Here is a 22,105-nt window from a genome sequence, read left to right as displayed (position 1 = left end):
AATTGATTTTTATCGCCGGTCGTCAGTTGCTTATCTGAGCCAGGTGCCGGGTGTGCTGCCGGTCATGGATTTGAAGAACGCAATGAATGCGCTGTCGCTGGCGAAACCCAGTTCAAACGCGCAATAGCTGAGGTTACGCCCGGTGGCAAGTAATTCCATGGCGCGCATCAGCCGCCATTGCTGGCGCCATTGCTGATAGCTCATGCCGGTTTCGCGCTGGAGGATCCGGCCAATGGTGCGGCTGCTGGCGCCGATCTGTTGCTCCAGCACTTGCAGCTCCGGTGGCATTTGCTCGGGGCGTGCAAGCAGAGGCGCCAGGCGTTTGTCTTGCGGCAGGGGCAGCAGCATCGGTTGCTGCGCTGCGTCACGGATTTCACTCAGGCACAGCCCCAACAAGTGGACGAATTTGCCCTGCTGCCAGTCGGTGTCGAAATCAGCAATCGCCATCGGTTCCAGCACGGCGCGCAGCAACGGACTGACCTCAATCACGCAGACCTGCTGGGGCAGCTCGCGGCACAACTCGGGCGTCAGGTAGATGGAGCGATAGTCGACGCTTTGCTGCATCACCGCCCGATGCGTAACGCCACCGGGAATCCACGCCGCCCGCGACGGCGGCAGCAGACACAACTGCTGCGCCAGGGTGATGCGCGTGCAGCCCTGTCGGGTGTAGAGCAATTGCCCGCGCTGATGCCGATGTAAACCTGAGTCGTGATCGCCGAGGGTAGAGGCGATGCCGATGACCGGCGCCGGGAAGCGATCCGGGTCAAAACGGTCGTGGGCTTCGAGCCAGGCCATGGGTTGTCCGATTTCAACGATAAGTTGTCAGGGTTTGGATAATACGTCAGTCACGACTTTTTAAACTCCTCGGCGTTTTTGTTGAGGAGTCATGGTGATGAGCCATAGAAAGTTTTTGATGTTGGCGATTGCACTACTGATGTTTTCGCAGATCGCCCAGACCCTGTTCAGCCCGGCGCTTGGGGATATCGGCCGGGCATTTGATGTTGGCCCGCAAGCGGCGGCGCAAACCTTGTCGGTGTATTTCCTGGCCTTCGCGTTGGGTGTGGTGACGTGGGGCCGTGTGTGTGACCGGATCGGCCGGCGGCCCTCGATGCTCGCCGGTCTGGCGATTTATGCGGTTGCCTGCGTACTCGGCTTGAGCGTTCACAGTTTCAACGGTTTGTTGATGGCTCAGGCACTGGCGGCATTCGGCGCCGCCGTCGGCTCGGTGGTGACCCAGACATTATTGCGTGACCGTTATCGCGGGAGCGAACTGGCCCAGGTGTTTTCTCTGGTGGGCATGGCGCTGGCGGCCAGCCCGGCCATCGGTCTGTTCAGCGGGGCGAGTCTGGTTCACGGCTTCGGCTATCGCGGCGTGCTCGCTGCGTTGTTGCTGCTGGCTTCGATCTTGTGGATCTGGAGTTGGCGCAACCTGCCGGAAACCCGTCCAGCGCAACTCACCTCCGTCAGTTTGTTCGCAACCATGAGCGACATGTTGCGCGATCCCGGCATCTGGCGTTCGGCGCTGTGGATTGCATCGTTCAACGTTGCGTTGTTCAGCTACTACAGCCTTGGACCTTTTCAGTTTGAACGTCTCGGCCTGAGCGGCGAGTGGTTCGGCTACAGCGGCGTGATGCTCGCATTGGCCTCAGGGTTTGGAGCATGGCTCAACAAACGCCTGCTGAAAATCGGATGTAGTCCGCTGCAGTTGATTCGCCTGGCAGCGCTCACCGGTTTGCTCGGTGGCATCGGCGTGTGGCTGCTGCAGGCGTACGTCTGGTTCGTGCTGCCGATGCTGCTGGTGGTACTGGCGTTCGGCATGGCGATCCCGAACATTCTGGGCGCAGCGCTGAGTAATTACGCCGATCGATTGGGCACTGCCGGCGCATTGCTGGGGTTGTTTTATTACCTGCTGATCGGCGGAGGATTGATGTTGGCAGCGTGGTCTCAGGCCCTCGGGGAAACCCTGATGATCTGCAACTTGTTGGCGTTATCGCTGGCGATCCGCGCTAAAAAGGCATTTGTTTAAGAAATGTAAGCAATGTAGGAAGCGTCTTGCAATTGTGTAGGAAGGCTCTGACTATCACTGCAATTGATGGGATGGCATTAAGCCATTTGATTGCAAGGATGTTGAGTGCCGTATTCGATTCGCGCTGTATCTCGTCGTAGTTATCTGCCTCGCCCGCTGTTGTCGGCCTTGTTGTTGAGTGTGTGTGCGCCCAGCGTTCTCGCCGCCGAAGCGCCAGCCCCTGGCCAGGAAGTGCTGCGCCAGCAACAACTGCAACAGCGCGACCTGCAACAACTGCAACTCGAACAGCGCAAGCGGCAACTGGAGCGCGGCGCGTTCGGCCCGGCGCCGGTCACCCCGGCCATTCCTGAATCGATCAAACCTGACGAACGCTGCTGGCCCTTGAGCGGCACGCGCATTGGCGGTGTCACGCTGATCGATAAGGACAAGCTCAACGCCCGGATCAAACCGCTGCTGGCGCCGTGCATGGGCGTCGGCCAGATCAACCATTTGCTGGCGACCATCACCGCGCTCTACGTGGAGAAGGGCTACATCGCCAGTCGGCCGTACCTGAGCAGCGCGCCGGCAGCGGGGCAGTCGCTGGATATCCTGATCGACGAAGGCTACATCGAGTCCATCGAACTGGCCGACCAGAGCCTGCCGGTGTCACTCGGTGGAGCATTCCCGGGCATGCTCGGGAAGCCGCTGAACCTGCGGGATCTGGAGCAGGGCCTGGATCAGTTGAACCGTCTGCGCTCGCTCGATCTGACCGCCGATATCGCTCCTGGCAGTCAGCCCGGTGCGTCAAAAATCATCTTGCGTTCGCGCACCTCGGGGCAGTCACGCTGGGCACTCGGCGCCGGTGTCGACAACCTCGGCAGCGCCAGCACCGGCCGTGATCGCGACACGCTCAGCCTGACGCTCGACAGTCCGCTCGAACTCAACGACCTGCTGAGTCTCAGTGCCAGCGACACCCTCAATCAGGGCGACCGCTACAGCCGCAACGCCAGTCTCTATTACGCGATTCCCTACGGTTACTGGACGTTCAGCACCTTCGCCAGCCACGCCGAATACCGCGCGCCGTTCAAACTCAGTGCGGCGACCCTGCACAGCAGCGGCATCACCGATCAACTCAGCCTGCGCGCCGACCGCGTGTTGTGGCGCGACCAGAGCCATCAGCTCAGCGCCAACCTGCAATTGGCGCACAAGGACGTCGACAGCTACCTGGAAAACGTCCGTCTCGGCGTCCAGAGCCCAACCCTGACCGTGGCCGAGGCCGGGCTCAATCTGTTCTGGCTCGATCGCGCGGTGTGGAACCTCGACTTCAATTACGCCCAAGGCTTGCGCTGGCTGGGCGCCGACGACGATGCCGATCGCCAGGTGAAGAACCTGCCCAAGGCACAGTTTCGCAAGTACCGCGCCGGCCTCAGCCAATGGCGCAACGGCCAGCTCGGCGCGCAAGCCTGGCAATGGCAGAGCCAGCTCAATTTGCAATACAGCCCAGACCCGCTGCCGGCCATCGAGCAATTGCTCGGCACCGACGATTCCGCCGTGCGCGGTTACCGGGTCAGCAGCGCGTCGGGTGCCAGCGGCGCGATCTGGCGCAACACCTTGCGCCTGCCGCTGCGCAGTGACTTGCCGGTGCAGCTCACCCCGCGCGTCGGCCTCGACCACGGCTGGATCAAGGCCGATCACGGCGCCCCGGTTCAACGCCTGAGCGGTGCCAGCATCGGCCTCAACCTGGGCTGGAAAAACCTGCAAGTGGACGTCGATTACCAACGCAGCCTGAACACCCCGACCGGCCTGCACCGCGAGCCTGAAACCTGGCTGATGCGGGTCGGATTACAGATATGAACGTCAGTGAACAACAGCCATCGGACCTGAGCGCGACAGCCGTGGCCTTTAACTCAACGCGCAACGTGATGCCGCACCACATGGAGAGTTTTTTATGCCAATGAATACCTTTGCGTTTCATCTTTCCCCACGGGGCAAACTGCGCTGGGCCATCGCCAGCCTGTTCCTGATCGCTCATCTGCCGGGCGCCATGGCCGGCGGTGTGGTGGTCGCACCCGGCCCCGGCGGCACCGCGCAACTGCAAACCCAGGGCGGCGTCCCGATCGTCAACATCGTCGCGCCCAACGGCTCCGGCCTGTCGCACAACCAGTTCCTCGACTACAACGTCGACCGTCAGGGCCTGGTGCTGAACAACGCCTTGCAGGCTGGGCAATCGCAGCTCGCCGGGCAACTGGCGGCCAACCCGCAATTGCAGGGCCAGGCCGCGAGCGTGATCCTCAACGAAGTGATCAGCCGCAACCCGTCGGCCATCAACGGCGCCCAGGAAATCTTCGGTCGCGCCGCCGACTACGTGCTCGCCAACCCGAACGGCATTTCGGTGAACGGCGGCAGTTTCATCAACACACCGAACGCCAATCTGGTGGTCGGCCGTCCCGAGCTGAACGACGGCAAGCTGCAAGCCCTGAGCACCCGCGACGCCACCGGTCAGTTGCAGATTCAGGGCGGTGGGCTGCGCAATGGCGAAGGCTCGATCAACCTGATCGCGCCGCGCATCGACAGCCAGGGTGCGATTACTGCGCGTGATCAACTGAACCTCACCGTCGGGCGCAATCAGATCGACTACGCCAGCGGCCAGGTGAAAGCCGTGGACCCGGCGGGCAACACCACCGATCAGCGGATCGACGCCAGCCTGTTCGGCGCGATGCAGGCCGGGCGCATCAACATCGTCAGCACCGCCGACGGCGCAGGCGTGAAGGTCGGCGCTGTGCAAGTCGCCGGGCGTGACGGCGTACAGATTCGTTCGGCTGGCGACTTGAGCGTCAGCGGTCAGGCGATCCCGGACAGCCTCGACGTGACCCGTGCCGGCATTCGCAGCAGCCAGGGCGACGTCGGCCTGCACAGTGGCAAGGACCTGACGCTGGCCGCCACCGATGTCAGCGGTCGTGACGTGAAAGTCGATGCCAAGCGCAATCTGACCTTGACCACCGTCGAAAGCCGCAAGCTCCAGGAACAGCGCGAGAACTGGAACAACAGCACCATCGGCATCACTTGGGAAACCTACGAGCGCACCAAGACCGACAGCGATTCGCGCCAGCACGGCACCCAGATCGTTGCCAGCCGCGACGCGCAATTGTCGTCCGGCAAAGACACCGAACTGAAAGCCGCCAAGGTCGAAGCGAAGAACAACCTCAGCGTGCAAAGCGACGGCGACCTGCGCCTGACCGCCGCCACTGAAAGCCACACCCAGACCGATCAGGGCAAGCACCGCAAACACCTGTGGAAAGCCGATTGGGACAGCAGCAGCGAAGAGCAGCGCAGCGTCACCAGCCAGTTGAAGGGCGGTAACATCGCTCTGCAAACCGCAGCACTGTTGCGCTCCGAAGGCGCCGAGCTGAACAGCGCCGGCGATCTGCAACTGGCCGGCAAGCAAGTGGAAGTCACCACCGCGACCCGTACCAATCGCAGCAGCGACAACCGCTATTCCGGTGATCTGGTCGGCGGCGGTTTCTTCGGCAAGACCGGCGACGCCGACAAGGGCCAGACCCAGCACCAGGGCAGCAAGATCAACGCCGCCGGCAAACTGCTGGTCAAGGCCGACGACGTGCGCATCAGCGGCAGCCAGGTGCGTGGCGGCCAGGACGCCAGCGTGATCAGCGACAACGGTTCGCTGACCATCGACGGCGTGCAGGACACTTCGCACAGCAACAACCACGACAAGGACAGCAAGTTCTTCGGCATCACCAAGGACGAGTCGCGCCAGAACAGCAAGGACAGCACCACGGTGCGCAGCGAGCTGGTGTCGGACAGCAACCTCAAGCTGAAAAGCGCCAAGGACATCGAAGTCGCCGGCTCCACGGTCAAGGCCGGCGGTTCGCTGACGGCGGATGCGGCGGGTGATGTGAATGTGCATTCGACGCAGAACACCCACGACAGCAGCAACAGCACGCAGACTCGTGGTTTTGACGCTTACGCCAAGGAGCAAACGGCGGAGCAGTACCGCGCCGGCGTGCATTACGAAGACAAGGCGCAAACCGTCACCGCCAATGACGTCACGCAGCAGGGCTCCAGCCTCAGCGGCGGCACCGTGCAAGTGAAGGCGGGCGGCGACGTGACGCTCAAAGGCGCCGAAGTGAAATCCACCGCTGGCGACACCTCTCTGAGCGGCAAGAACGTCTCGTTGCTGGCCGAACAGGACAGCCACAGCACCTCGACCGAAACCCGCAGCACCGGCGGCGGTTTCTACTACACCGGCGGCCTCGACCGCGCGGGCAGTGGCGTGGACTTCTCGCACAGCACCTCGCAAGACACCACCAGCAAAACCACCGCGCAAACCACCGGCGTGCAGAGCAGCGGCAGCCTGAACATCAACGCTGACAAACTCGCCACCGAGGGCGCACAACTGAAGTCCGGCAACGGCCTGAACGTCGCCGCCAACGAAGTCGACAACCGGGCCGCCAGCAACACCGAGAGCAGCACTCACAAGGAGAGCAACTGGTCGGCGGACATCGGCGCCAACGTCGAGTACAAAGACATCGCCCGGCCGATTGCCGGCGCGGTGAAAGACGTGCTCGACGGCAAGGTGCCGGACAAGGACGCACTGGCCAATCTCGGTCAGCCGAACGTCGGTATCGACGTGGCAATCGGTCATGCCAGCGCCGATAAAACCGAGCAGACCAGCAACGCCGTAGTCAGCCGGTTCGACGGCCAGACCGTGGACGTGAAGGTTGGCGGCACGCTGCATGACCAAGGCACCCAGTACAATGCCAGCGCCGGCAAAGTGAACATCAGTGCTGACAAACTGGTGGCCGACGCCGCGAACAATACCCACAGCAGCACCGACAACGCGGTGGATGCCAAGGTCGATGTGCGCGTCTACACCAAGACCGGTGAAGACGTGAACGTAGCCGGCAGCGGCGCGGGCGGCAGCAGCCAGTCGAGCAAGGACAGTTCCACGGCGGTGGTCGGCGGTTACGCTGGCAATCAAGGCGTGAACATCAATGTCGGCCACGACGCACAGTTCGAAGGCAGCCGTTTCGATGGCGGGCAGGGCGGAGTCAGCGTCAAGACCGGCGGTGATCTGGCCCTGAATCAGGCCAACGACCGTCAGAGCAGCGACAGCTCCAGCCTGCGTGGCAACGGCTCGCTGACCGTCGGCACCTTGCCGGGCACCGACGGCACCAATGTCGATCTCGGCGCCGGGTTCCAGCTCGATCACAAAGGCAACCAGACCACCGACACCCAGGCGCATGTCGCCAGCATCAGCGGTAACGGCCCGGTGCAATTGAGCAGCGGCGGCAATCAGGTTCAGCAGGGCACGAAGATCGACAGCGCTAGTGCTATCGACCTGAAGGCCGGCGGCAAGCTCGACCTGCAAGCGGCCACCGACTCGCACGTCGCCACCGGCAGCAATCTCGGTGGCGGTCTGAAGGCGGGCGGCAGCAAAACCAGCAGCGAGAAGAGCCGCGATCAGGGCGGCAATCTCAGCGGCAACTTCAACATCGGCCGGGTCAACGAGAACACGCAGACCCTCAGCGGTGGCCAGCTCACCAGCCAGAACGGAATCGCGCTGAGCGGCGACTCGGTGCGCCTGCAAGGCACTCAAGTCAGCGCGCCAAACGTCAGCATCGACGCGCAAAAGGGCGGTTTCGTTCAGGAGTCCGCGCAGTCCACCGACAACCGCAACAACTGGAACGTTGCCCTGAACGCCGGTGGCAATCTGAGCAAAAGCACACCGACCGCCGCCGATGAAAAAGTCAGCAGCGATCACGGCTTCAATGCCGGGGCCAAGGTTGGCGTGGACTACCTGCAAGGCACCACCCAGCAGAACAGCCAGATCAAGGCTGACACGGTGGTGTTGAACAGCACCGGTGATGCGAGCCTGAACGGCGCGCGGATCGATGCGCGCAATGTCAGCGGCAAAGTGGCCGGTGATCTGACGGTCGAAAGCCGTCAGGACACCAGCAACCACGCCAAGCTCGATGTGGATCTGGGTCTGACCGCCAAGAAGACCCCGGCCGACGACAAGGGCAAACTGGCCGGCACCGACTACAAGCCAACGCTGAAAGTCGACGGCGAATACGCGCACAAGGACAGCGTGAAACAGGCTTCCGGTATCAGCGGTAGCCAGGGTGTGAACCTCACTGTCGGCGGCGCTACGCAACTGACCGGCGCGCGGATTTCTGCCACCGAGGGCAACGTCGATCTGGGTGGCTCGAAGGTCAGCAGCACCGACCTGAGCAACCGCGACTACGGCGTGAAAGCCGGGCTGGACCTGCCGCACAAAACCGAAGAAAACGCACCGAAGGTTTCCCTTGAAAACGGCAACCTGAAAGTCGGCCCGGTGACCCTGAGCGGTCATCTGGACAGTCAGTCCCTGCAAGCGGGGATCGACGAAAAAGGTTGAGTCGTCAGTGAAACCAGCGGGAGCGAGCCAGCTCGCTCCCGCTTCTGATGTGCTCCTCTCTCAAAACGGCAGCCGCTGTCGTTTCCCGTCAAGTCGATAAAAGCATGCGCTCTAAACTCGGGTTAAACCGGGAGGCCGCGCCATGCACGACAACGTAGAACACCTGAGAAACCAGCTGGCCTGCGCCCTGCGCTGGGCCGCGCGCTTGAACCTGCACGAGTCCATCGCCAACCATTTCAGCGTGGCCACTTCACCGGACGGTCGCGAGCTTTTGATCAACCCTTACGGCAAACATTTCTCGCGAATCCACGCCAGTGATCTGCTCCTGCTCGACGCCGACGATCCGACCAGTCTCGACCGCCCGGACGCTCCGGACATCACCGCGTGGGCCTTGCACAGCGCCTTGCACCGCAACCAGCCCCAGGCCCGGTGCATCCTGCACACCCACAGCAAATACGCGACGACGCTGGCCTGCCTGAAGGACTCGCGGCTGCCACCGATCGAGCAGAACAGCATGCGGTTTTTCGAGCGGGTGGCGATTGATGACGGCTTTGACGGCATGGGGCTCGGGGAAGAGGCGGAGCGGGTGAGCAAGTTGCTCGGCGACAAGCCGATCCTGCTGATGGGCAATCATGGGTTGCTGGTCGCGGCGCCGAGTGTGGCTCAGGCGTTTGATGATCTGTATTACTTCGAGCGGGCTTGCGAGGTTTACATCACTGCACTGGCGACCGGGCGCGAGTTGCGCGTGGCCAGCGATGAAGTGGCGCGCAAGACGTGTCGGCAATGGCTGGAGTATCCGGGGTTTGCGGATAAGCATTTCAACGCATTGATGAGCATCCTTGATGAGGAAGAGCCGCAGTATCGGCAGTAATTCATTCCGGTGACAAATGCGCCTTGCTCAGCGGCTGGCGCATCACCGGCGCGCTCCACGCCTGACGCCGATCCTCACTTGGCGGGCAACCAAATCGCGCGCGGTAAGTGCGGGAGAAATGCTCCAGCGAGCCAAACCCTGAACACGCTGCCACCTGGGCCACGCTCATCTGCGTCTGTTGCAGCAGGTTGTGTGCCCGGGCCAGGCGCAGGGTGATGTAATACTTGAGCGGCGAGAGCCCGGTCTGATGCTTGAACTGGCGCTCCAGTTGTCGTCGCGACAGGCCGACCTCGCTGGCAATCGCTTCGCAGTCCAGCGGTTCTTCCAGAGCCTTTTCCATCAGCTGCACGGCGCGGCGGATCTTGTTGCCATACATCCCGCTGTTGCCCAGCCCACCGTCGAGCTGATTGTCCGCCGGGGCGCGCATCTGGCCCATCAACAGGTGCAGGCCGATTTCTCGGGCCAGGTCCGTATCGAAGCGCTGGCCGATCCAGCCCAGCAGCATGTCGAGAATGGTGGTCGCGCCGGCGCAGGTCAGGCGCTGGCGTTCGAGGGTGTAGAGCTGCGGTCGGGCGCGGACCTTGGGGTAGCTCTCCCGAAAACCCTGCAGGTTGTCCCAATGCACCGCCGCTTCGTAGCCGTCGAGAACACCGGCGGCGGCCAGCAGTTCGGTGCCGGTTTCCACGCCGATCAATACCGCGCCGAACAGCGCCTGCTTGCGCAGCCAGCTCTTGAGCGCCGGGTTGCGACTGTGTTGATGCACCTCGAAACTGGCCAGCACCACACAGGCGTCGAAGGCATGCTCGTTGTTCAGGCCGTCCTCGGCGATGCTCGCCAGACCGTTGCTGGCCGTCACCGGGCCCGGCTGCAACGACAGCAACGTCCACTCGAACAGCGTGCGCTGGCTCAGCCAGTTGGCGATGGCCAGCGGTTCCAGCACCGCCGCCAGACCGAAATTGGAAAACGCCGGCAGCAACAGCACCGCCACTCGCAGCGGTGCTTCATTGCGCGGTACAGCTTCAGCGGATCGGGTCATCGCCATCTCGGCTTTATCGTTGTTCGGTTTGCCAGTGCGGGTTGATCCACACCGGTACATCGAGGGCTGGCAACGGCGCGAGGTTGCGGATCAGGTCGCTGGCTTTTTCCGCGATCATCACCGTCGGTGCGTTGGTGTTGCCGCTGACGATCACAGGCATGATCGACGCGTCCACCACCCGCAAGCCGTCTAGGCCGTGCACCCGCAGTTGCGGATCGACCACCGCTTCAGGGTCGCCCGCCGGTCCCATCTTGCAGGTGCCGCTGGCATGGTAGCCGGTTTCCGTGACCTGCCGCGCCCAGGCGTCGAGTTCGGCGTCGGTCTGCACCGAACGGCCCGGCACCAGTTCTTCACCCTTGAACGGAGCCATGGCCGGCTGGTCGAGGATCTCGCGCACCAGCCGCGCACCAGCCGTGCGCCGGCGCGCATGTCGGCACGGTCCTGCGCGGTCTTCAGGTAGTTGAACAGAATCCTTGGTGGTCGCCGGGGTTCGGCGCTGTGCAGGGTCACACTGCCCAGGCTCGTAGGACGCATCAGATCGATGTGGATCTGGAACGCGTGGGTCGGCACCAGCTCGACGCTGCCCGGTTGCACCGCCAGCGGCATGAATGTCAGCTGCAGATCCGGATGTTCGACGCCGGCCCGTGAGCGCAGGAACGCGCCGACCTCGAAATGATTGCTCGCCGCCAGGCCATCGTGGCGGACGAACCAGCGCGCACCGATCCACCATTTACCCGGCGCGGTAGTCCAGCGATACAGCGACACCGGTTGCTTGCAGCGAAATTGCACCACGGCATCCGGGTGATCATTGAGGCGTTTACCGACGCCGGGCAGGTCGTGAATCACGCTGATTCCGAGATCGCGCAGTTCTGCCGCCGGGCCCACGCCCGAGAGCAACAGCAACTGCGGCGAATTGATCGCCCCGGCGGTCAGCAGCACTTCCCGGCGGGCGCGGACGGTGTACGTTTCGCCGTTCTGTTCATAGTCAATTCCGACGGCTCGCCGACCCTCGAACAGAATGCGCAGCGCCAATGCATCGGTGACCACGCGCACATTGCCCCGAGCCAGCGCTTCGCTCAGATAACCGCGCGAAGTGCTCCAGCGCCGACCGTTGCGCGTGGTGCGATCCACCGGGCCGAAGGCTTCCTGCCGATAGCCGTTCAAGTCCTCGCTGACGCCATAACCGGCTTCGGCCCCGGCCGCGATGAACGCCGCGCACAAGGGTGTGCTGACATCGCCGGGGGTGACGTGCAAGTGGCCGTCGCCGCCGCGATAGTCATCACCACCGTCGGCGTGAGTCTGCGCTCGCTTGAAGTACGGCAGCACTTCGCGATAGCTCCAGCCGGTGCAGCCTTGTTCGGCCCAGCCGTCGTAATCCCCGGCATGGCCACGGATGTAGACCATGCCGTTGATCGACGATGAGCCGCCGAGCGTGCGGCCTCTCGGCGTACCGATTCGGCGGCCGTCGAGGTACGGCTCGGGCTCCGACTGATAGCGCCAGTTGTAGCGTGACCCGCCCACCACAAGGCCCACGGCGGACGGCATGTCGATCGTCCAGCTCTTGTCCTCGGGCCCGGCCTCCAGCAGCAGGATGCGCACGTTCGGGTCTTCGCTCAAGCGATTGGCCAACACGCAACCCGCCGAGCCGGCGCCCACGATCAGGTAATCAAACCCGGTTTCGTCCATGGTCTGTTCCATTCTGGCAAATGAAAGGGAAGGGCGGATCAGTCCACGGAATGGCCGTGAATACCGTTGAACACCAACCGATGAAAGTGATGCACCAGATGCTCGCTTTCGTTGCTGCGCTGGGCGTCGATCATGTAGCGGCCCTGGTCGTAGCCGAGCGAGCGCAGGCCTTTTTGCACCGAGATGTTCAGGGCGATGTCTTCGGGGCCGAGGTCTTCGTTCATCCACTTCATGCACGCGGTGCTGACGGCAGCCGTCTCGCGATTGCTGGAGTAGTAACCGAAGCGCAGTAGCGAGCGCTCGGCATCCAGCGGAATCATGATGAACGAGCCGAGAAACTCGGAAAACGGGAAGGTGTAGAAGGTGTTGTTCGGCCACATGCCAATGTTGAAAAAGCATTCCTGCGGGTTCAACTCGCTCTTCAGCGGCACGCCATAGGCCTCGGTCGCCGACAGATTGGCCGGTGCGGCGTAGGTCCACCAGTGGTCGCGTTTGATCAACTGATAACCCTTGAAGTCGATCAGCCGCGCGAGGTCGATGTGGCACGGGCCGGACAGCTTGAAGTGATAGCCCTCGATGGAGTTGTCCATGATCACTTTCCAGTTGGCGGGCACGATCACGTCCTGTTCCTCGATCAGGCGCATGTCCGTCAGGTCCGGAAACACTCGGCGCATTTCTTCGTCGGCACCGGGGAACAGATCTCGCAGCGACGGCGCATTCGGGTCGAGGTTGAAGTAGATGAAACCGCCGAGTTCTTCGGTACGCACCTGGGGAATGTTGAACTGCGCCAGCTCGAAATTCTTCATCCGCTCGCAACGCGGCGCACCGCGCAGGCTGCCGTCCATCTCGTAGCACCACGAGTGATAGGCGCAGCGCACCACACCGCCGGTGGTACCTCGACGTTCTTCGAGCAAGCGATTGCCGCGATGCTGGCAGACGTTGTGAAAACCATGGATCTGCCCCTGCCGATTCTTCGCCACCACCACGCTCTGGTCGAACAGATCGGTGACCACGAACTGCCCCGATTCGGCGAACTCACTGACATGCCCGGCGACATGCCAGGCCTTCATGAAAATGTTGTCGCGCTCGGCACGGAACAGGCTGTCGTCGTAGAAATAGCGCGAGGGCAGGGTGAAGGCCTGCTCCGGATCCTGCTGATCCCAGGCGTCGACCGGACTATGCTGCTTACGGGTCTGGAAACTGTGCATGAGGCGATCTCCACGGTAGGCGGCCGCTCGGGGCGGCGTGTTGTTGTGGGATCTAATCTAGGGGCGGCGGTGCTGAGACGGTTGATGCATTGCGACCAGTTGGCCAATGAAAATATCAACTCGACTTGAAGGTGACGATCCGGTGTGCCGCGAATACAGCAGCAAACAGGGCCGGCGCATTGCTTCCGGCCCCCCTTTTTACAGGGTTCGCCGACTCAGATTCTCAACGACTGGCTGGTGGTTGCCGGAGGGGCCTGCATCGGCAATGACAGTTCCTGACCCGTTGTGCGAATACAGTCGATGAACGACTCGATGATGTGTGAACTGCCGCGGTGAATGGGGCGGACGATGCTCACAGTAAAAGGAATGGAGGCCGCCAGTCTTCTTACCTGCAGGCCCTGGCTTGCATAAACGTTCGCCGCGAGAGGATTGATGATCGAAACGCCGACCCCGCGAAGAACCATCTGACAAATCGTTGCCGAGTTGTCGACTTCAATGATTTGCCGGCGATTGATGCCCCTCGTATTGAACAGATCATCCAGTTGATGCCGGTACGGATCGTTGGGTGCGAGGTGGACAAAAGTGTGGTTTGCCAGAGCGGCGGGATCGATGACTGTTTGGTGGCAGAGCGGGTGATGGGGCGGCAGGATGCACACTTCATCTACCCTGAGCAGGGGCTCTGCAGTGGTCCCCATGGGGGCTCTGGAACCCTCGATCAAGCCCAAGTCATGAGACTGCAGAGACAGGCTTTCTTCCAGCAAGGGAGAGTCATGTGTGGTCAGACTGATGTTCAGTTCAGGGTAATGTTGCAAGAACTTTGAAATCGAATCCGGCAACAGTGTTTGCGACAGGATCGGCAGACTGACAACGGTGATCTTTTCATATAACCCCTGTTTTATCTCTGCGGCAGCCAGGCCGATTTTTGATAAACCATCGTAGGTTTTAAGTATTTCATTGTGCAGGGCTACTCCCTGTCGAGTCGCTTTAAGCCGGCCCTTGGTTCTCTCGAATAGTTGCATGCCCATTGAACGTTCGAAACTTGACAGCTCACGGCTGACAGTTGGTTGAGATGTTCCTAAAGCATCAGCGGCTCCGGTGATACTCCCGGATGCCATGACGGCCTTAAAAATCTCGACGTGCCTTATCGATATTTTCATCGTCATTCCTTTGATAATCTGGCAGCACGTTTAAAGTTTTATTATTGTCATTTTTAATAAGTTCTTATTCTTTTCTGGTTGTACTTTCGAAGCCGCGAGCCCTCGATCCATGGGGGGATGACTTACGTCGTACCTGCCGGCGCAGACCTTGGGTCACGGCGCGATCATACACACGTCCATGCCACTTTTGAAATAATGGATCCATTTCTGATATGGGCGGGCGGAAAAGGTTATCGGTCCGCACCGGAAAGGCGATTCAGGACGTATCGGGAGGCTGACGCGACTGCTGCCGATTGCTATGATCGGTCGCACTTTACAGCCCGCCTGCCAGATTGTTTTTGAATGAGTGTTCAATAATGGTAATGACGTTTTCAAGGAGGCTGATGTCGTTTTTTTCGATTTTACTTGTGCTGTTCAAATAAACTTCAGGGAGATCAAGATGGACTATGTATTGATGGTTGACTGCACGGATGTCACTTCTGCAATCATCACGGCTGCTAACAAGAGACATCTTGGCGTTATTTTCATACGCTCCGAATTGACCCGTAATCACACGTCTTTGACGAATGAGTTCTTCACCGAAAACACGGTAGCGACCTACGATGTCGAGTCCTCTCTCGATGTTGAAACGCTTGAAAGCCTCATGAAGACGATCAGCCACAAGTATCCTGTTTCGGCCGTCTTTACGCCTCTTGACGATATCGTTGAACTGGTCGCGGCGGCGGCACGGGGGGCGAACCTCAAAGGTACTTCCCATGAAGGTGTGGCCAACGCCAAGAACAAGGCCCGGGCGCGTGAACTGCTGAAGGCAGAAGGGCTGACTCGTTGTGCTCATCGAACTTGCCGCACGCTTGAACAACTGCCGTCAGCGGTGGATGTCATCGGTTATCCGTGCATCGTCAAGCCCGTCTCCGGGTTTGCCAAATACCTGACGGCGCACCTCGAAACGCCGCAGGATCTGCAGCAGTTCATGACCGAGTATGAGTCGACGCGTAACGATATAGACAGCGCGTTCCGTGGCTTCATATCCGATGAATATACCGTCGAGGAATACATCAGTGGGCAAATGTATTCAGCCGAGGTGGCGAGAAACGAGCACGGTTTCTATCCGTTGATGCTCACCAGGCGTGACCGGGCAAAACACAATGAACTGCTGGAAATAGAGTCGACCATGGCTCCGCGTGGACACTACGCCGATGAGCCTGCGGTATTTGAATACTGTGAGAAAGTCGTCGACTGCCTGAAGCTTGATGTCGGAGTCTTTCATATTGAAGTGATTGTCAATAACGGTCGCGTCGATCTCGTAGAAGTGAATCCCCGATTCATGGGTGGCGCATTGTCGACACTGTTCCAGAAATCCACGTCCTTAAGCGCCTTTGATATTTTGCTGGACACCTATCTGGGCAAGATTGTAGAGGCTCAGGCGAAGACCCGATTGTTTTCGACGTCCCGGCGCCTGGCGCCGATGCAACAAACCGTCTCACGGGCTACGGTCGACGCAGGTTACATGCAAGAACACTTCCCGTGGGTCAAGGAGCACTCGATCGCGATTCAGGAGGGGCAAGTGATTTTGCCGATGACGGGTAATGACTCTTCACTCGGGTATATCCATATCGTCGCTGAACATTATTCAACGGCGCTCGAGCAAGCCAAGGCGACAATAAGCCAGATAACGGCTGCGACGGGGATCGAACTGGCGAACTGACTGTTTTGCGGATGACCCATATTCACCGGAATATGGGTCGCCTCATCTGTCAGCCCGTCGGCAGTGACTGGCCCGCGTCAAGTTCCAGGTGCAGAAGGTCATTGAACGTCTGGCGCTTTCTGATGACTTTCAGTTCATCGCCATCTTTCAAGACTTCCGGGATCAATGGACGCGTATTGTAGTTGGACGACATGCTTGCGCCATAAGCTCCGCAGTCGTGAAAGATCAACAGGTCGCCGACTTCGACCTCCGGCAGCATTTGGGTGATGACTTCTCCACCTTCTTTTTGGGTGAAAACGTCGCCCGACTCACAGAGGGGGCCGGCAATTACGGTCGGCCGCAGGCCCTCGCGCTTGATTTGCCCGGTCGAGGTCATGACGCTCACGCGATGTGCCGAGCCGTACATGGCGGGTCGCATCAGATCGTTGAAGCCAGCGTCGACGAGGACGAAGGCATTGCTGCCCATTTGTTTATAAGCTCGCACTTCTGCGACCAGGATGCCGGCTTGCGCTGCGAGATAGCGACCCGGTTCGATTTCCAGGCTGACGGGATGGCCAAGGAACTGTTCGATTTCACGACGTGCCGAATCCCAGAGCTCGTAATAATGTTCGGTGTTGATTTCCTCCTCGCCGTCCGCGTAGGGAACCGACAGGCCACCGCCAGCCGAGATGGCGCTGATATCAACCCCCAGTTGCTTGACCTGGTTGACCATGGCATCGCAGACCTGTGCCAGGTGCTCGTAATCGGCGCCCGATCCAATGTGCATGTGCAGACCCACCAGTTTCAGGCCATGGCGGCGGATCAACTCCACGCTGTTACCGATCTCGGTGTACCAGATCCCGTGTTTGCTGTGTTCCCCGCCGGTATTCGTCTTGCGCGTATGGCCATGGCCGAAGCCCGGGTTGACCCGTAACCACACCTCATGCCCAGGGCTGACGCTGCCCAGTTGTTCAAGCATCTGTGGAGAGCCTGCGTTGACCGGTATTTTCAGTTCGGCCAGTCGAGGGAGGGTGGTCCGGTCAATCAAGTCAGCGGTGAACACGATGGGTGAGTGAGGGCCTTGAGTCGGATAACCCGCACTGATGGCCCGCTCGACTTCGCCCAGCGATACGGAATCGACCAACACGCCTTCTTCGCGCATCAACGAGAGGATATGGATATTGGAGCAAGCCTTTTGCGCATAACGGATGACGTCAAAGGACTCCAGTCGCCGGATTTGCCGGCGAAAGATTTTCGCGTCGTACAACCAGAACGGGGTGCCAACCGAGCGGCTCACCCGGGTGATGGAGTCGAACAGATCTTGTGTCATGAGAATCCTTGAGTGCGTTTGCGATTACTGGACCGCGTTGACCGGTCGGGTTGAAAGCCAGCGTGCTGAACATAAGATGAAGAAAGCAAAGATTACGAGGCCCGCGATGACCGGGAGGGCACCGACATGATCGATAGCATATCCGCCTGTTACGGCGACGAGGGCCATGCCCAGTGGCGCCAGTGAATGGAACGTCACCATCACAACGCTGATGTCTTCTGCCGGTGTTTCCATGAGCAGCTCATTGTAGGCACGCATGAAAGCAACTTCGAAGATGAACATGAAGACAAAGTAGGCGGGTATGACGAAAAAGGCAGAGGTTATCAGGAAGGGAACCGCCATCGCTGCAAGCCCCAGCGTAAATGTCTGGTCATTCGAAAGGGACGCCTCATTGTTTTTGAACCAGGCGGTGGTGACGAACAGGGCACCCAGAAAGATGCCGAAGACACTCACGCAATGGAACACGCCCACACCGGACTGACTCAGTTGCAGATGAGTCATGGGAATCCAGCTGCGTGCGATCAGGTGAGCGCCCTGAAAGACAACCACACTCAGGGTCAACACGGTCAAGGGTCTGACCAGTTGCGGCTGACGCGCGAGCAGTTGCAGGCATGAGCTGAAAACCCGTGTTGCGTTCTCCTGAGCCCCCTGGGCTGTCTCGACGGCCGGCAAGCCACGATAGAGTGTGGCGGCAACGAGACTCAGGGGGGCGCACAAGTAGATCGTCGCCTGGACACCATAACGGTCATACAACCAGGCACCGAGCGCGCCTCCCAATGCCGAGCCCAGATAATAGGAAGTCATCATCCAGGTGTTGGCATCGGTCAGGATTGCCGGGCTGAACAGATGCTTGACCAGTTTGGCTCGTGTGCTCTTGATGATGATCTCCGCGAAGCCCCTGAGGAAAACGGTGAGCACAATGATTGGCAGCAGCGTTTCGATCCAGGTCGCCAGCGTCGCGAAGGCGATGAAACTGAGCACCTCGACGGTGATCAGCAACCGCACCGGTGTGACTCGCTGGCACAGCCAGCCGGCCAGTCCCACGAACAGGACCGGCAGACCAAACTGGACGGCATAGATACCGGACGCCAGCAGCGTGGAGTGGAAACCGTGAAAGAGGTGAATCGACACCGCGATCATGATGGCAAAGCTGCAAAGCATGCTGAGAAACATCGCCGACCACATGCGTTTGAACGGCGAAATGCGAACCAGAGCCTGGATTTTCATGCGTGGGTGTTCCTGAGTGTCGTTGACAAGGTGCGCCCTGTTATTTCAGCCGGGGATGAGGTCGATGGCTTTCGCGCTTCGCAATGGGGTGGCGGGCTTGTCTGCCCCATGGGCCGGGAGTGTCTGACAGCCGTTTTCCTGTTTCTTGAGGGGCGCCAGAAGTACCGCCGGGTTCAGTTTTTCAATGGTCAGGCGCTGGATCGCTTGCGGGAAAGCTTGCCCGGCCGTGCTCGTGCGAACCTGCAGCGCCTGCTTGAGACGTTCACAGAACGCGGGCATCAGCGGGGCGGCATAGTGCGAGATGTAGCAGAGGCCAAGGCTGGCAAACGCCAGTTGACGATTATCAACCGGGGCCTGCTGTGCTTTTTCCGATAACAAACGCAAGAGCTGCGCCGTGGTTTCGGCCGCTTGTCGCAGGCAGAACGTTTCCAGTGAGTAAAGGCGCGTCATACGCTCGGCATAACGCAGGAAGTGAACGTGCAGTTCACTGACGTCCATTTCGCCGGGCGACTGCCGGGCGATGGCGTCTGCAATCCGATCCAGAGGCGTGTGCAGTTTTTGCTGGACGGCCTCGATGAACTCTTTTTCGCTGAAGTTGGCCGTCTGGGTTTCCGGATTGGCGAGTGCCAGGAAGAATCTGACGTTGTCGGCGCCATAGTCCTTCAGCAAGTCGGCGGCCCAGATCAAATGGCCGCGACTGGTGGAAAACTTCTGGTTCTCCAGATGGAAGAACTCATTGGTGATAATGGCGGTTGGCGTGACCAGATCACCCTGTGCCAACTGCATGGCGAGGTGAACCAGGGAAAAATAGTAGCTGTTGTCAAAGCCCATGAACTGGACCAGTTGGTATCCGCTGTCCGGGCACCACGGCGAGTCGGGCGAGGTGCTGTTCGTCATGTGAATCAGCCCTGGCAACATCTCGGCCCAGACATTCAACACCTGATCCTCGCAGCCAGGAAACGGAGCGCGAATCCCCCAATGGCTCGGGTAGGTGACGGGAAAATCTTCCAGTGGCCTGGACATCATTTCATCGATGAACGCACGCAAATGAGGCCGCATGATAGTGTTGTGTTGCTGATAAAACGCGAGGATATCGGCGCGGTAATCTTCCAGCGGCAGTACCTTGATCGTCAGCGTGCGGTACTCGATATCCTCGTCGTTCATCGCGCTGCCGAACGAAGGAAACATCAGTGTATTGGCGTCATTGGGATGCCCGCAGGTTTCACAGATGGCGCCGGCGGTGCCGCTGTAGCATTCCGGGCAGATGCCGCTCACGTAGGCTTCGAACAGGTAGCGTTCCTGTTTTTTGCTGTAAGGGAAGACCACGACCTTGTCACGTAGGATTGCGCGCTGATCCAGCGCCGAGAAAAACGTCTGGACCGCCTCGACATAGGGGGCGTCGGGCGCATTGAAAGAGTCGATGTCAATGTCACCGGCCTGCAGCGTGGAGCGAATCTCTTCGTTGCACCGCGCTGCCAGGGAATGAGGCGTCACGCCGAGTTTCTCGGCCCGCGTGACGACATAGGTTTGATGATCATCACCACCGCTCAGGTAAAGCACTTCATGCCCCTGGAGTTTCTGTGCGCGGGCAAAGACATCGGCGGCAAGATAGGGGCCCGACAAGTGACCCACATGCAGATCGCCGTTGGTCGTAGGCGGCGTTGCGGTGACCAGGTATTTTTTATTCGAAATGGTGCTGTTCATGCTTCTGCTCCTTTGCTTTCGGTGCTCCAGACGCTGAAAACTTCCAGTGTTGCAGCGCTCGACGTGTTTTCGAAATGATGCCGGGTCCCGGGCTGCACCCAGATCGCATCGCCGGCCTGAATCATTTCCGATCGGTCCTGCGCCCAGAACAGACCGGCGCCGCTGCACACATAGAAAAACTCATGTTCATCGTGCTCGTGTGCGAGTGATTGCTCCCCGGGAGCTATCACCGAGACGGCTGCCCCGTTGTCCGAGGGCTGCGGATTGCCCCACGGCAGGTAACGGGTAAAGCGGCAGCCGTATTCCTGGCTGGAAGGCGCGTCGGCTTTACGGGTAATGGAGTAAGAAGTCATGTTCAGATGCATTCCATGGCGAGAACGGTTTTATCGCGGGGGAGGGTGGCCGGGGCTTTACTGGCAGCGCTCAGGATGTCGTGAGCCCGGAACGGCAGAATCGATATCAGGCTGCTGGTCAGGCCATGGCTGTGCTCCGTCGGCCCCTGCACAAACAAGCGCGCAGAGACCGCGGGTCGGGTTTCAAGCGAATAATCCCTGGCCACTTTCAACGAGCCATCCGGATGGCGCAGCAGCAAGTGGTCCACGCCGCTCAGCAGCCGGTGAGCGTGTTTCTGGTTGTAGCCCGTGGCGAGGATGACAGTGTCATAGCGATTGACGGTCGTGGCTTGCGTTCGCTCGTCCCGCAGGGTCACGTCAAGGAACGGATCGTCCTTCGCGACGTGGGTCAGGGAGTGATAATTGAGAATTCGGGCGCGGTCACGCCCCGCGAGTCTTTCTTCGTACAACTGCCCATACAACGCCTGGATCAGGTCTTCGTCTACGGCCGCATAGTTTGTATGGCGAAGGTGGCGCAGGGTGTGCTCTTTGATGGTCGAGGACGACTCGTAAAAGGCGTCGACGCTCGCCGGGTCGAAAATTTCATTGCTGAAGGCGCTGCTGTTGGCCGGCATCAACGAGTGGTTTCGCACGGCCAGATCCACCCGGGCGTGTGGAAACTCATGCAGCACGTGCTGGAAAATCTCCGCTGCGCTTTGTCCTCCGCCCACAATCAACACCCGCAATGCAGGGTTTGTCTCGGTGGCCTTGAGTGCCTCCAGGCGCGAGAGGTACTGAGAGCTATGGAACAGCCTGGCGCTCAAGTCCTGTTGGGAAATGCCACAGGGCAGGGCAGGGCTGCCTCCGGTTGCCATCACGATGTTTCGTGCGCGTTTGATCGTGCGTTCACCGCTGTGCAGGTCATGGCAATGAACCTCAAACCCTTCCACTTCGCCTGTTTCGTTTTCGATTGGCGCAATCATCGACGCTGAGCAGGCATATTGGACACAGTGAGAAAACTTGTCCGCAGCCCATGCGAAATAGCCTTGGTAGTCGTTGCGTGAGGGGTACAGCGCACGCAAGTTGATGAAGCTGTTGAGCCTCTCCTGTTCGTGGAGATAGTTGATGAACGTGAAAGGACTGGTCGGGTCCTTTTGCGTGATCAGGTCCTTTAAAAACATGACCTGCATTTTGGCACCGGGAAGCATCATGTCGCCGTGCCAGGAAAAAGCGGTCTTGTCCTCGATGAAACCGACTGCCCCGTTGTAACCCGCCGAGGAAACCGCGACGGCCAAAGCCAGGTTGGAGGGACCAAAACCAATGCCTAAAATATCGTAGGTGTCACTGCTGGGGGGAATGCAACGCATCATCAGGCCTCAGGAAATTTCGTGGACAAAACCGCGGGTAGAAACGGTCAATACGGGTGAGCGAAGCTCATCTGCTCGAT

The 22,105-nt window shown here is 60.0% G+C and carries 14 protein-coding genes and 1 pseudogene; 5 read left to right on the top strand and 10 right to left on the bottom strand.

The window, feature by feature from the left end:
- Nucleotides 1–30 precede the first annotated feature (30 nt).
- On the bottom strand, nt 31–795 hold the full coding sequence (locus tag JJN09_RS10135) for a helix-turn-helix transcriptional regulator (RefSeq protein ID WP_249489998.1): 765 nt from the start codon (nt 793–795) through the stop codon (nt 31–33).
- A 97-nt stretch (nt 796–892) separates the two neighbouring features.
- Here JJN09_RS10135 and JJN09_RS10130 point away from each other — a divergent pair, with 97 nt between their 5' ends.
- The 4 genes from JJN09_RS10130 (at nt 893) to JJN09_RS10115 (ending at nt 9,294) form a co-directional block, all read left to right on the top strand.
- On the top strand, nt 893–2,026 hold the full coding sequence (locus tag JJN09_RS10130; RefSeq protein ID WP_249489997.1) for an MFS transporter: 1,134 nt from the start codon (nt 893–895) through the stop codon (nt 2,024–2,026).
- A gap of 105 nt (nt 2,027–2,131) precedes the next feature.
- Nucleotides 2,132–3,859, top strand: a complete 1,728-nt coding sequence (locus JJN09_RS10125) for a ShlB/FhaC/HecB family hemolysin secretion/activation protein (RefSeq protein WP_249489996.1) — start codon at nt 2,132–2,134, stop codon at nt 3,857–3,859.
- Between the two features lie 94 nt (nt 3,860–3,953).
- A complete protein-coding gene (locus JJN09_RS10120; protein ID WP_249489995.1) occupies nt 3,954–8,423 on the top strand; it encodes a hemagglutinin repeat-containing protein in 4,470 nt (1,489 codons plus the stop codon).
- A gap of 142 nt (nt 8,424–8,565) precedes the next feature.
- Nucleotides 8,566–9,294, top strand: coding sequence for a class II aldolase and adducin N-terminal domain-containing protein (locus JJN09_RS10115; RefSeq protein ID WP_249489994.1), 729 nt, complete (start codon nt 8,566–8,568; stop codon nt 9,292–9,294).
- 1 nt (nt 9,295) lies between these two features.
- Here JJN09_RS10115 and JJN09_RS10110 read toward each other — a convergent pair whose 3' ends face one another.
- The 4 genes and pseudogenes from JJN09_RS10110 to JJN09_RS10095 all read right to left on the bottom strand — a co-directional run bounded on the left by JJN09_RS10110 (nt 9,296) and on the right by JJN09_RS10095 (nt 14,381).
- Complete coding sequence (locus tag JJN09_RS10110; protein WP_249489993.1) at nt 9,296–10,330, bottom strand: GlxA family transcriptional regulator; 1,035 nt, start codon at nt 10,328–10,330, stop codon at nt 9,296–9,298.
- Nucleotides 10,331–10,343: 13 nt separating this feature from the next.
- A pseudogene (locus tag JJN09_RS10105) lies at nt 10,344–12,016 on the bottom strand (choline dehydrogenase).
- Nucleotides 12,017–12,054: 38 nt separating this feature from the next.
- Nucleotides 12,055–13,224, bottom strand: coding sequence for an aromatic ring-hydroxylating dioxygenase subunit alpha (locus tag JJN09_RS10100; protein WP_249489992.1), 1,170 nt, complete (start codon nt 13,222–13,224; stop codon nt 12,055–12,057).
- Nucleotides 13,225–13,439: 215 nt separating this feature from the next.
- A complete protein-coding gene (locus tag JJN09_RS10095) occupies nt 13,440–14,381 on the bottom strand; it encodes a LysR family transcriptional regulator (protein ID WP_249489991.1) in 942 nt (313 codons plus the stop codon).
- A 439-nt stretch (nt 14,382–14,820) separates the two neighbouring features.
- On the opposite strand from JJN09_RS10095, the gene JJN09_RS10090 reads away from it, so the two are divergent.
- On the top strand, nt 14,821–16,086 hold the full coding sequence (locus JJN09_RS10090; RefSeq protein WP_249489990.1) for an acetyl-CoA carboxylase biotin carboxylase subunit family protein: 1,266 nt from the start codon (nt 14,821–14,823) through the stop codon (nt 16,084–16,086).
- A gap of 49 nt (nt 16,087–16,135) precedes the next feature.
- Here JJN09_RS10090 and lysA read toward each other — a convergent pair whose 3' ends face one another.
- The 5 genes from lysA to JJN09_RS10065 are packed head-to-tail and all read right to left on the bottom strand — an operon-like array spanning nt 16,136 to nt 22,028.
- Nucleotides 16,136–17,395 (bottom strand): diaminopimelate decarboxylase, encoded by a 1,260-nt coding sequence (gene lysA / locus JJN09_RS10085; RefSeq protein WP_249489989.1) that lies wholly within the window; start codon nt 17,393–17,395, stop codon nt 16,136–16,138.
- Between the two features lie 24 nt (nt 17,396–17,419).
- Nucleotides 17,420–18,622, bottom strand: coding sequence for an MFS transporter (locus JJN09_RS10080; protein ID WP_249489988.1), 1,203 nt, complete (start codon nt 18,620–18,622; stop codon nt 17,420–17,422).
- Nucleotides 18,623–18,667: 45 nt separating this feature from the next.
- Nucleotides 18,668–20,326: a class I tRNA ligase family protein gene (locus JJN09_RS10075; RefSeq protein ID WP_249489987.1), complete on the bottom strand. Its 1,659-nt coding sequence runs from the start codon at nt 20,324–20,326 to the stop codon at nt 18,668–18,670.
- Nucleotides 20,323–20,679, bottom strand: a complete 357-nt coding sequence (locus JJN09_RS10070; RefSeq protein WP_249489986.1) for a cupin domain-containing protein — start codon at nt 20,677–20,679, stop codon at nt 20,323–20,325. The genes JJN09_RS10075 and JJN09_RS10070 overlap by 4 nt, the downstream gene beginning before the upstream one ends.
- A gap of 2 nt (nt 20,680–20,681) precedes the next feature.
- Nucleotides 20,682–22,028: a lysine N(6)-hydroxylase/L-ornithine N(5)-oxygenase family protein gene (locus JJN09_RS10065; RefSeq protein ID WP_249489985.1), complete on the bottom strand. Its 1,347-nt coding sequence runs from the start codon at nt 22,026–22,028 to the stop codon at nt 20,682–20,684.
- Between the last annotated feature and the right edge of the window lie 77 nt (nt 22,029–22,105).

The organism is Pseudomonas sp. HS6 (assembly GCF_023375815.1).
Taxonomy (GTDB): domain Bacteria; phylum Pseudomonadota; class Gammaproteobacteria; order Pseudomonadales; family Pseudomonadaceae; genus Aquipseudomonas.
The sequence above is the reverse complement of the archived record's forward strand: the minus strand, read 5'-3'. Positions and strand labels throughout refer to the sequence as shown.